At 59.7% G+C, this 11626-nt stretch carries 10 protein-coding genes; 4 read left to right on the top strand and 6 right to left on the bottom strand.

Features of this window, described 5'->3' with window-relative positions; all coding sequences use genetic code 11:
* Positions 1-2: 2 nt before the first annotated feature.
* The 6 genes from cimA to alaC form a co-directional block, all read right to left on the bottom strand.
* The gene (cimA, locus tag Q8N04_16875; protein MDP3092348.1) at positions 3-1652 is read right to left on the bottom strand and encodes a citramalate synthase; all 1650 of its coding nucleotides are present in this window, start codon (positions 1650-1652) and stop codon (positions 3-5) included.
* Positions 1653-1712: 60 nt separating this feature from the next.
* A complete protein-coding gene (locus Q8N04_16880) occupies positions 1713-2954 on the bottom strand; it encodes an aspartate kinase (protein ID MDP3092349.1) in 1242 nt (413 codons plus the stop codon).
* A 155-nt stretch (positions 2955-3109) separates the two neighbouring features.
* Positions 3110-4321 (bottom strand): 2,3-bisphosphoglycerate-independent phosphoglycerate mutase, encoded by a 1212-nt coding sequence (apgM, locus tag Q8N04_16885; GenBank protein MDP3092350.1) that lies wholly within the window; start codon positions 4319-4321, stop codon positions 3110-3112.
* A 13-nt stretch (positions 4322-4334) separates the two neighbouring features.
* Positions 4335-5396: a threonine synthase gene (gene thrC, locus Q8N04_16890; protein MDP3092351.1), complete on the bottom strand. Its 1062-nt coding sequence runs from the start codon at positions 5394-5396 to the stop codon at positions 4335-4337.
* 4 nt (positions 5397-5400) lie between these two features.
* Entirely contained in the window at positions 5401-6714 is a 1314-nt protein-coding gene (locus Q8N04_16895; GenBank protein ID MDP3092352.1) for a homoserine dehydrogenase, read from the bottom strand.
* The gene (gene alaC / locus Q8N04_16900; GenBank protein MDP3092353.1) at positions 6711-7907 is read right to left on the bottom strand and encodes an alanine transaminase; all 1197 of its coding nucleotides are present in this window, start codon (positions 7905-7907) and stop codon (positions 6711-6713) included. Before alaC ends, Q8N04_16895 begins: the two co-directional genes overlap by 4 nt.
* Positions 7908-8197: 290 nt before the next feature.
* Between alaC and Q8N04_16905 the strand changes: the two genes are divergently transcribed.
* From Q8N04_16905 to Q8N04_16920, 4 genes are all read left to right on the top strand, one after another.
* Complete coding sequence (locus Q8N04_16905; protein ID MDP3092354.1) at positions 8198-8911, top strand: pyridoxine 5'-phosphate synthase; 714 nt, start codon at positions 8198-8200, stop codon at positions 8909-8911.
* A 133-nt stretch (positions 8912-9044) separates the two neighbouring features.
* Positions 9045-10601 carry an NAD(P)H-hydrate dehydratase gene (locus Q8N04_16910; protein MDP3092355.1) on the top strand — a complete coding sequence of 519 codons (1557 nt, stop codon included), beginning with the start codon at positions 9045-9047 and terminating at the stop codon, positions 10599-10601.
* Complete coding sequence (gene tsaE / locus Q8N04_16915) at positions 10573-11208, top strand: tRNA (adenosine(37)-N6)-threonylcarbamoyltransferase complex ATPase subunit type 1 TsaE (protein ID MDP3092356.1); 636 nt, start codon at positions 10573-10575, stop codon at positions 11206-11208. Before Q8N04_16910 ends, tsaE begins: the two co-directional genes overlap by 29 nt.
* A complete protein-coding gene (locus Q8N04_16920; GenBank protein ID MDP3092357.1) occupies positions 11205-11543 on the top strand; it encodes a LapA family protein in 339 nt (112 codons plus the stop codon). Before tsaE ends, Q8N04_16920 begins: the two co-directional genes overlap by 4 nt.
* Positions 11544-11626 lie beyond the last annotated feature (83 nt).

An 11626-nucleotide genomic window follows, 5' to 3' on the forward strand; every position in this document is an offset into this window, starting at 1 on the left:
CGTTAACGCTTCGAAAGAAGCTTGTACTCTATGCTGTCGGCCAAGGCTTGCCAAGTCGCCTCTATAATGTTCTCGGAGACCCCGACCGTTCCCCACTTATCTTTGTGGTCGCCGGATTCGATCAGTACCCGCACCTTCGACTCGGTACCTTTATTAGCCGCGAGCACTCGAACCTTGTAGTCGAGGAGCTTCACTTCTTGCAATTGTGGGTAGAACTTTTCCAACGACTTACGCAGCGCATGATCCAGCGCATTCACCGGCCCGGCACCGACCGCTGCGGTATGCTCGACCACTCCGCCAACCTTGACCATCACGGTCGCCTCTGAAAGGGGAGCGCCGTCCTCTTGCTTTTTCTCAACAATCACGCGGAATCCCAGCAGCTGGAACGCCGGTTTATGAGTCCCCATCGCCTTGCGCATCAACAACTCAAACGAGCCCTCAGCGCCTTCAAACTGGTAGCCCTCATTTTCCCGCTCTTTGAGCGTATCGATCAGCTCTTGCACCTTCGCGTGGTCTTTCGACAGCTTGATGCCGTAGGCCTCGATCTTGTCTAACAGCCCGCTGCGCCCCGCGTAGTCCGACACCAGCACGCGCTGGCGATTCCCGACCCTCTTCGGATCAACGTGCTCATACGTTAACGCATTCTTCAGCACCGCATGAATATGGACGCCGCCCTTATGAGCAAACGCAGAATCGCCCACATAGGGCTGATGCTTATTGGGCATCAAGTTCGCGATTTCCGTGACGAACCCCGACACATCTTTCAAATGACTGAGCCGTTCGCCGAGCGCCGGACGCCGCATCTTCAATTCCAGATTGGGAATGATTGAACAGAGATTGGCATTCCCACACCGCTCACCGATCCCATTGATCGTCCCCTGCACTTGAACAATGCCGGTCTCGATCGCCACCAGCGAGTTCGCCACCGCCATTTCACAATCATTGTGGGCGTGGATACCCAGCGGTACCTTGATTTCCTGGCGAACGACCTCGCAGATCGTTCGGATCTCCCACGGCATCGCTCCGCCGTTCGTATCGCAGAGAATGACGCGTTCAGCCCCGGCCGCCACCGCCTTCCGAATCGTATTCAGCGCATACTCCGGATTCGTCTTGTACCCGTCGAAGAAATGCTCGGCATCGTAAAACACCCGCCGGCCCTTGCTTTTGAGGTGCGCGATGGAGTCGCCGATCAATTCGAGATTTTTCGCCAGCGAGATCCCTAACGCATCGGTCACATGCAGCGACCAGGTTTTCCCGAACAGCGTGATGGTCTTGGTTTCAGATGCAAGGAGTGCCTGCAGATTCTGGTCTTTACGGACAGAGTTGCTGGCTTTGCGCGTCGATCCAAAGGCAATGACCGAGGCATGCTTGAGCGGGGTCGTCTTCATGATCCGGAAAAATTCGATGTCTTTCGGATTGGCTCCCGGCCAGCCGCCTTCAATATAGTGCACGCCGAGCTCGTCCAGCTTTTGAGCCACGCGGACTTTGTCTTCCGCTGAAAAACTGACATCCTCAGCCTGCGCGCCGTCGCGAAGCGTCGTATCGTAAATTTCCAGCGCAGCGGCTCGATCGAGGGTGAGAACAGGAATGACGACAGGCTCCTCCGGCGGAGCGGGACGAGCAGGACGAGTCTGTGAGGATTTTCGAGCCATCGTCTGAAAGACTAACAGGAGTGAGAAGGATCTGTCGAGCGGGAACCAGCCGAATCCGCGTTACTTGTTCGGCCGGTCTCCTGGTGGAACCCGATCAAGGCCAAATGCCGTATGCAGTGAACGCATGGCCAATTCCAAATACTTCTCGTCGATGACGCAGGAGATTTTGATCTCCGACGTGCTGATCATCATGATGTTGACCCCTTCACGGGATAACACCTCGAACATCTTCGCCGCGACACCTGAATGCGAGCGCATACCCACGCCGATGAGTGAGACCTTGGCAATCGCTTCGGTAATCGCCACACTTCTGGCCCCGACATCTTTGGCCACACCTTGGAGCAGCGGAGTGGCAGCGCGCAAATCCGCCCGAGGAACGGTGAACGACAAGTCCGTCAACGCATCCTGGCTGACATTCTGAATGATCATGTCGACGTTGATGTTGGCCTGGGCGACGGGCCCGAAAATTTTTGCCGCGATGCCGGGCTTGTCGGGCACACCGACCATCGTGATTTTTGCCTGGTTCCGGTCTCCCGTAACTCCCGCCACCGCCACCGCTTCCATGTCCGCATCTTCACGTGTCACGAGAGTCCCCTTTCCTTCTTTAAAGCTCGAGTTCACCTCAACCGGGACATTGAACTTCGCGGCGAACTCCACCGATCTGGCCTGCAGCACCTTCGCGCCGAGGCTGGCCATTTCCAACATTTCTTCATATGAAATCTTATCGATCCGCCGCGCCGCAGGCACCACATTGGGATCCGAGGTGTAGACCCCGTCCACATCGGTAAAGATGATGCACCGATCGGCTTTCAACGCCGCAGCCAAGGCCACCGCAGACAGATCAGACCCGCCACGCCCCAGCGTTGTGACATCCGACTGTTCATTGATGCCCTGGAACCCCGCCACCACGGGAATGATGCCTTTTGCCAACGCCTCGCGAAGCCGGTCGGCGGAGACCCGCGCAATCCGGGCCTTGGTGTGGGCGCTGTCGGTGACAATGCCGACTTGCCGTCCGGTGTAGGACCGGGCATTCAATCCGCGACCACGAAGATCCATCGCCAAGAGCGCCACGGTCACACGCTCCCCCGTGGACAACAGCATGTCCATCTCACGGTCATCGGGCGTAGCGGCCGCCTCGTGCGCAAGCTTGATCAATCGATCCGTCTCGCCGCTCATCGCAGACAACACGACGACCACCTGGTCTCCGGCACGATGCGACTGCGCGACCCGCTCTGCGACCCGATGGATCCGTTCGATCGTGCCGACCGAGGTCCCGCCGTATTTCTGAACAATCAACGCCACCGACTCACCCTTTGGCAAACAGCTGAATTACAAACTGACTGGTAGCACGAACCGGCGCCTGAGAGGCCTGCGCATCAGTCTCGGTGATCCGATGAATTCGTTCGATCATCCCGACCAATATCCCGTCACATTTCTGACCGATCAACGCCACCGACTCACCCTTTGGCAAACAGCTTGATCACAAACTTACTGGCGTCACGGACCGGCGCCTTGGAGGCTTGCGCATCCATCTCGGTAAATCGACGACCGCCTGCCGCCCCTTCCTTCCCGGGGCCCTCCCCAAACACCGCAAACGCCTGTCCCTGCATCCCTTCGCCATGGTCACACAGCGCGAGAAACCGATACGAGCCTTTCTTTGCGAGCCCGTCCAGGATCGGCCCGACGAGGTCCCGGTCAAACTCTTCAATGGCCTGCACCGTCGCATTCACATCGCTGCCATGCACCACTTCATCGGACAAGGAGGCATGGACGTAGACAAAGTCTTTCTTGCCGAACTCATCAAGGACCGTCGCCGTCATCGCCTTAAAGTGTTCATCCCCGAGCCCTGGAGAATCCGACGCGTCCAACCCGGCGCACAATCCAACCCCACGGTGGACGTCGCTGGAGGCCACAACCGCACCGGTGACGTGAAATCGTTCCGTCAAGCTAGGCCATGGAATCGCCCGCCCCTCTCCCCATAGCCAGATACAATTGGCCGGATTCTTCCCTGAAGCCAGCCGTTCTTTATTGATGGGATGATCGCGCAGAATGACATGCGACGTTTCCATCAACTCTCTCAGAATATCGGCGCCGTCCCCCGTCGGGAGCGCATCCCCGATCAGATGGCCTCTCACTGACTGCGGATCCACACACACGGCCCGTGGCTTGCCCTTCATCCACACCATGACATGACGATGGCCCGTCCCGGGGTAAAACTGCATCGTTTCAGAGCCGAGCTGCTCATTGATCGCCTCGATCAATTCACGCGCCTCCTCCGTTTCGATGAGGCCGGCCGTCGCATCATCGAGTACGACATGCGCGCTTAACTTCTTGATGTCGGCGCCGACTTTTCCGCCTTCCGGCTTCACCGTGACCATCGTACAACGATAGACCACATCCTGCTCCGTCACGGATACGCCGAGACTGGCGGCCTCGAGCGGACCGGGACCTTGATAGTATTTCTTGGGGTCGTACCCGAGAATTGCCGTCCCGTTGAGCCCGCTGCCATGGCGATGCCCCTCCGCAGGAATCGTGACCAACCCGAGTTCGCCGATCCGTGCCAATCGATCAAGATGAGGCGTGGCAGCCGCCTGGAGCGGCGTGCGCCCCCCCAGAGCATCCTGCGCATGACCCGCTAACCCGCCAGCATGGAGAATCAGATACTTCATTGAGATCAGACCCTCATCGCGCGTTTAATAACCGGGCAACATCCGAGGATGTCGCCTTGACAGTCAACGGCGGTTTCGACACGCTGATCGCCGTATCGGCATCTTTCAATCCGTGTCCGGTCAGCGTACATACCACCGTCTCCCCTTCCCGCAATTTCCCGGCTCGGCCCAGCTTCGTCACCCCTGCGACGGACGCGGCAGAAGCCGGCTCGCAAAACACGCCCTCCGTGGCCGCCACCAGCGTATAGGCTTGAAGAATTTCTTCATCGGTGACCAGGTCGATCGCGCCGGATGATTCCTCCACCGCGGTCGACGCCGCGGCCCAGCTTGCCGGATTCCCGATACGAATGGCTGTGGCGATCGTTTGCGGTTCTTCCACCACCCGACCCAAGACCATCGGGGCGGCTCCCGCCGCCTGAAAGCCCATCATGCGCGGCAACTTGGTCGTCTGATTCGCGGCCCGATACTCACGATAGCCTTTCCAATAGGCCGTAATGTTCCCGGCATTCCCGACCGGCAACACATGAAGATGCGGCGCATCCCCCAATTGATCGCAGACTTCAAAGGCGGCCGTCTTCTGGCCTTCGATTCGAAAGGGATTGATGGAATTGACCAGCTCAATATGGTGCGCGACCGAGAGATCTTTGACGATCGTCAGGGCCTGATCGAAATTGCCTTCGATTTGGATAACCGTCGCCTGATGCATCATGGCTTGCGACAGTTTCCCGAGCGCGATCTTGCCCGCAGGGATCAACACATAGACAGCCAGCCCGGCGCGGGCCCCGTAGGCCGCGGCGGAGGCGGAGGTATTGCCGGTCGATGCGCACATGACCGCGCGCGCGCCCTGCTCCACCGCCTTCGAGATCGCCAGCGTCATCCCGCGGTCTTTGAATGAGCCGGTGGGATTGGCCCCCTCGAATTTCAAGTAGAGGTCGACACCCGGGGCAATCGCCTTCGCCAAACGTTCCGCGCGAATGAGCGGCGTATTGCCTTCCCCCAAACTGATGATCGGCGTCGCCCCCGTCACCGGAAGAAACTTTCGATACTCCTCAATAATGCCGCGCCAACGAGCCATCCGACTACTCATCCTTCCCTTCCACGCGGATCAGCGTGGCCGGCTCAGAAATAAAGGCCTGGCGATTGATTTCACGAATCGCCTTCTGCACATCCCGCTCCTTCGCCATATGCGTCTTGATGACCACCGGAACCGTCTGCCCTTCGCGACGGCCCTGCTGGAGCATCGACGAGATGCTGATCTCGCAACGGCCAAGCTCTCCGGCAATCTGCGCCAACACACCCGGTCGATCCAGCACCATAAATCGGAGATAGTAGAGTGAGCTGATTTCTTCCATGGGCTTGATACGGATCGGCCGCCGCTGATCTTGCTGAAACGAGGCCGGCGGAACCCGCCCGGCAGCGCCCTTCAACAGATTGCGCCCGATCGCAATGACGTCGCTCACCACCGCACTGCCGGTCGGCATGGAGCCTGCGCCCCGACCATGCAGGATCACGTCGCCCACAGCATCACCGACGAGATGGATCGCGTTATAGACGCCCTCGACTTTGGCGATCGGAGAATCGGACGGCACCATGGTCGGATGCACCCGCGCTTCAACGGCCCCGTCATGGAGCTTGGCGATCCCCAAGAGCTTGATCGTATATCCGAACTCCCTCGCATACGCGATGTCCTGCTCCGTGATATTGGTAATCCCCTCGGTGTAGATCTCTTTGAAATTGATCGGCGTTCCAAAAGCCAGATTCGCCAGAATGGCGAGCTTGTGGGCCGAGTCAATCCCGGCCACATCGAACGTGGGATCTGCTTCCGCATACCCGGCTTGCTGAGCATCTTTGAGAACCGCGTCGAAACTGTGCCCGTCGCGCGTCATCCGGGAGAGAATATAATTCGACGTCCCGTTGATAATGCCGTAGATCGATTCGATACGATTCGCCGCCAGCCCTTCCGTCAACGCCCGAATGACCGGGATTCCGCCGCCCACGCTGGCTTCGAAGCCAAGGTCCACATGACGGGACTCCGCCGCGGCAAAGATTTCCTCTCCGTGCAACGCCAGAAGCGCTTTATTGGCCGTGACGACATGTTTGCCGGCGGCAATGGCGTCGAGCATCACACGCTTGGCAAAATCGTAGCCGCCGACCAGCTCGATCACGATATCGATTGCCGGATCGGCAAGGACCTGCTTCACATCCGTCGTCAACACGCCGGGCGGCACCGCCACTCCGCGATCACGGGTGATGTCGAGATCGGCGATCCGCAGGAGCTCGACCGGAACGCCGACCCGCCGACGAATCAAGGCCGCGTTCTCGAACAAGACTTTCGCGACGCCGGTTCCGACGGTTCCGAATCCGATCAGTCCGACACCGATGCGGGTTTTCATTCCTCCGACCCTTCGAGCTTCAACACCTTCTTAATCCCCCGAACCGCCTGCCTGGTTCGATGTTCGTTTTCGACCAGCCCGAATCGCACATACTCATCGCCACCCTCGCCGAACCCGATGCCGGGAGAGACCGCTACCTTTGCCTCGCGCAACAACAACTTCGAGAACTCCAACGACCCCATATGCCGATAGGCCTGCGGAATCTGCGCCCACACAAACATCGTCGCCAGGGGTTTGGTCACCTGCCACCCGATCCGGTTCAAGCCGCCCACCAACACATCCCGCCGCTTCTGATAGCGCAACACCGTCTCTTTGACGCAGTCCTGAGGCCCGTTCAGCGCGATGACACTGGCAATCTGGACCGGTTGAAAAATACCGTAATCGAGATAGCTCTTGATCTTCGCCAAGGCTCCGACCACTTCTCGATTGCCGACACAAAATCCCACCCGCCATCCGGGCATATTGTAGGCCTTCGACAGCGTATAGAACTCGACGCCGATATCCTTCGCGCCGGGGACCTGGAGAAAACTCGGCGCCTTATAGCCATCAAACACCAGATCGGCATAGGCGAGATCGTGAATGACGATCACGTTGCGCTCTTTGGCAAACGCGACAATCTTCTTAAAGAATGAAATATCGACCACCGCGGTCGTGGGATTGTGCGGGAAGTTGATGACCAGGATTTTTGGACGCGGCATCGTCTGCCGATAGACCCGTTGCAAATCCTCAAAAAAATCGCTGTCCTGGCGCAGTTCGATCCCGCGCACCTCGCCCCCGGCAATGATGAAGCTATACATATGGATAGGGTACGTCGGCGTGGGCGTGAGGACCACGTCGCCGGGACCGATCATCGCCAGCGCAAGATGGGCCAGGCCTTCCTTGGATCCGATCGTGACAATGGCTTCCGTTTCGGGATCCAGCTCGACATTGTAATTCCGCTTGTACCAACCGCAAATCGCCTGACGCAGCTTGGTGATGCCGCGCGACGCCGAGTAGCGGTGGTTCTTGCCTTTGCGGGCGGCTTCAATCAGCTTGTCGACGATGTGAGGCGGAGTCGGCTGGTCGGGATTGCCCATCCCGAAATCGATGACATCCTCTCCGCGTTGTCGAGCTTCTAACTTGAGGCTCTGCACCTGAGCAAACACATATGGCGGAAGTCGCTTTAACCGATAAAACCCATCGCCCAAACCCATGACGGTCCTCTACCTCTTAAATTCTGGTCTCCTTCAAGCTGCTCCTCAGTGATCAGAGGAATGAACAGGCTGGAAGAAGGGCCTATTCTAATGGAGGGCTCCTGTCGAGTCAATTTGCCTTGTGATTCTGTGGGGTTCGGTTTCAGCAAACATTTAGGCCTCACATTTTACCCATTCCAGCGACCCACGCCGGCCAACCTTGCTCCATCCCTCGCCTTCTGCTATTAATGCGTCACGTTTCCCCCGTCACTCATTCCGTTCCTGTTGGTCTCCCGCAGGCTGGAGGTGTCATGGCCAGGCTGGGCGTTAATATTGACCATATCGCGACCCTTCGCCAAGCTCGGGGCGGGACCGATCCGGATCCCTTGGCCGCAGCGGTCCTCGTCGAACTCGCCGGGGCCGATGGCCTCGTCGTACACTTACGCGAAGATCGGCGGCACATTCAGGACCGCGACCTCACGCTCTTACGGGAGATCGTCCGGACCAAGTTGGACCTGGAAATGGCCGCCGATGAAGCCATGGTCAAGATTGCGCTGACCATAAAACCGGACTTGGTCACCCTGGTCCCGGAAAAACGACAGGAGCTGACGACCGAGGGCGGTCTGGATGTGGCAGGGCTGAAAGAGCGTATGCAGACCACCGTCTCCATGCTGCACGATGCCGGAATCCCCGTCAGTCTCTTCATCGAGCCCGATCTCAATCAGATCAAAGCGGCGCACAAGATTTCGGCCGACTTCGTCGAGCTGCACACCGGGCGCTATGCCAACGCCACCAAGTCGAAAGAGGCCGATGCGGAATTCGAGGCGATCACCCAGGCCGCCAAGCTCGCCTACAAGCTGGGCATGGGCGTCAACGCCGGACACGGCCTCAATTACCGCAACGTCGCACGGCTGACGCATATTCCTGAAATCGTGGAGTACAACATCGGGCACAGCATCATCGCCCGCGCCGTCCTCGTCGGCCTCGACCAGGCAGTCAAAGAAATGAAAGCGCTGCTCGGCTAGCCTGCCTGTCGACGCCATTCACCGTGACTCGAGCCGTCAACGATCTCATGACGCCACACGCATTCATCCTCTCGCGCCATGCGCTGCCAGTCGCATCGCAATGGCCCACGGCCAGAAAAGGGTACGCCCCGCAATGATGCTCATCGTCACCGCCGCACAGATGCAGGCGCTGGATCGCCGGACGATCGAAGAAGCCGGCGTGCCCGGAACCACGTTGATGGAGCGGGCCGGAGCCGGTGTCGTCGCCAGCCTTGAGCACCAGCTGGGTGCCTTGCGCGGGAAAGTCATCACGATCTTCTGTGGGAAAGGCAATAACGGCGGCGACGGATTCGTCGTGGCGCGCTTGCTCCACAAGCAACGAGCCAAGGTGCAGGTGTTCACCCTGGCTCCGGCCACGGACCTGAGTGGCGACGCCGCGCGCATGTACCGGCAACTCGTCCGGACCGCCGGCAAGACTGTCGTGAAGCCATTTACTTCGACCGGTCAAATTCAGACGATACTCGGCGACAGCCACGCGATCATCGATGCGCTGCTCGGGACAGGCCTGGCCGCTCCGGTCACCGGCCGCTATGCGGAGGCGATTGACATCATCAATCAGGCAGAGCGCCTGACCGTGGCCGTGGATTTGCCCTCCGGTATCCATGCCGACACCGGCGCAGTGTTAGGCCGCGCCGTGAAGGCCGATCTGACGGTAACCTTCGGGCTGCCCAAGCTGGGTCTATTCCTGAATCAGGGCATCGATCACGCCGGACGGGTGGAGATTGTCGATATCGGTATTCCACCGGCCTATGTCGATGCCACGGAAAGCCGAATCCGCTTGATCACCGCCCCGTTTGTTCAGACCGCCTTACCTCCCCGCCGGCTCTCCAGCCACAAAGGCACCTTCGGCCATGCCGGCATCATCGCCGGCTCGGTCGGCAAGACCGGGGCCGCAGCGATGTCGGCACAGGCGGCTCTGCGAATGGGGGCAGGTCTGGTGACCGTGGCCATCCCGGCGAGCGTCAACGATGTCCTGGAAGCCAAGCTCTTGGAAGTCATGACGATCCCGATGCCCGAGACCAAGGCGCGCACCTTGTCCCGCGCCGCGTTGGATCGCCTGAAAGACTTCATCGCCGCAAGAACGGCGGTCGCGATCGGCCCCGGGCTCTCAACCCATCCGGAAACCATTGAGCTGGTGCAGGCACTCGTCCGGCAACTAGATCGACCGAGTGTCCTCGATGCCGATGCGTTGAACGCGCTGGCCGGTCGCGCCGCGCTCTTCACCGAGTGTACAATCCCCCCCATCCTGACGCCACATCCCGGCGAAATGGCCAGACTCGTGACCGAATCCTCGGCTCAATCGGTCAACGGGGACCGAATCGGTACGGCCGCACGTTTTGCCAGAGAACGCGGCTGCTACCTGGTGCTCAAAGGCGCCAGGACCGTGATTGCCGGACCTGACGGCAGGGTGGCCATTTGCCCGACCGGCAATCCCGGTATGGCCACCGCTGGAACCGGCGATGTCTTAACCGGTATGATCGTCGGACTACTCGCCCAGGGAGTCGCCTCATGGGAGGCCGCCTGTGCCGCAACCTATGTGCACGGACTCGCCGGAGATCTGGCCGCCGAGACAATAGGACAGACCAGCTTAATCGCCAGAGATGTCATTGACCATATTCCCTATGCGCTCACGAACATCGGCTCAGCGTAGCCGGCCCACGACCGCCGCACCACGGAAGGCCCGCGCGGCTACGCCGCCACGCGCTGCGTCGTCTGCGCCCTGGACGGTGGCGCTCCCCTCCCGCACCGCCACAGAAGCATTCGGCCGGATTATCGGGCGATCACTGGCCGGCGGCGAAACCCTGGCCCTCTCCGGAGAACTCGGCGCCGGGAAAACGGCTCTCGTGCGCGGCATTGCAACAGGACTGGGCACGCCGTCGAATCAGGTGACCAGCCCGACCTTCGTCCTGATCCACGAATACGAGGGACGGCTCCCGCTGATTCACGTGGATCTCTATCGCCTACGGAGCGGAGCGGAAGCCGAAGGAATCGGGCTGCAAGAATACTTTCATGGGAACATCGTCACGGCGATCGAATGGGCCGACAAGTTCCCGGAATTATTGCCGAGCGATCGGTTTGAACTCACGTTACAGCACAACACACCGACGACGAGAACTGCGCGCATGACCGCTCACGGACCGCGCGCCTGCACGTTGCTCGCAGCACTCAAACAAGCCGCTCGACAACGCCGGCGCGCGGCCACACCCAGCGCATCGCGCAAGACGGCCACCGGGAGAGGGAGACCCCGCACATCATGATTCGGCTCATCTTGGTCGGAATTCTGCTGCTCCTTTCCCTGGCGTTTTTTCTCCAAAATCAGGAACAGGAAGTCACCTTGCGGTACTTCTTCGGTCTACTGGAAGCCTCCACCCTGATCTACAAACCGATCCTCACCGCCTTCGCTGTCGGCCTGCTCGTGTCCGGCATTCTGTTATTCCCCCCATGGGTGCGCGGCCGAATTGAACTCCGCCGCAAGACCAAAGCGCTGCAAGATGCCGAAGTGGATCTGGAGCGTGCGCGCCAGTCGCTCGAAAAGCTGACCGGCCGTTCGAGTTCAACCCCCGGGCCCGCGCGAGATCTCGTCGATGAGTGAGCACAACGCCAAGTCCGCTGATACGGCAATACGGGTCGCTCGAATAGGCCGCCGGCCGTTCCACCTCCGTCAAGCACCCCGCG

It is taken from the genome of Nitrospira sp., assembly GCA_030692565.1.
Lineage (GTDB): Bacteria > Nitrospirota > Nitrospiria > Nitrospirales > Nitrospiraceae > Nitrospira_D.

Coding starts and splice junctions, on each gene's coding strand:
- cimA (MDP3092348.1), bottom strand. CDS start 1,652: ATGGCTCGAAAATCCTCACAGACTCGTCCTGCTCGTCCCGCTCCGCCG.
- apgM (MDP3092350.1), bottom strand. CDS start 4,321: ATGAAGTATCTGATTCTCCATGCTGGCGGGTTAGCGGGTCATGCGCAG.
- thrC (MDP3092351.1), bottom strand. CDS start 5,396: ATGGCTCGTTGGCGCGGCATTATTGAGGAGTATCGAAAGTTTCTTCCG.
- Q8N04_16895 (MDP3092352.1), bottom strand. CDS start 6,714: ATGAAAACCCGCATCGGTGTCGGACTGATCGGATTCGGAACCGTCGGA.
- alaC (MDP3092353.1), bottom strand. CDS start 7,907: ATGGGTTTGGGCGATGGGTTTTATCGGTTAAAGCGACTTCCGCCATAT.
- Q8N04_16905 (MDP3092354.1), top strand. CDS start 8,198: ATGGCCAGGCTGGGCGTTAATATTGACCATATCGCGACCCTTCGCCAA.
- Q8N04_16910 (MDP3092355.1), top strand. CDS start 9,045: ATGATGCTCATCGTCACCGCCGCACAGATGCAGGCGCTGGATCGCCGG.
- tsaE (MDP3092356.1), top strand. CDS start 10,573: ATGCGCTCACGAACATCGGCTCAGCGTAGCCGGCCCACGACCGCCGCA.
- Q8N04_16920 (MDP3092357.1), top strand. CDS start 11,205: ATGATTCGGCTCATCTTGGTCGGAATTCTGCTGCTCCTTTCCCTGGCG.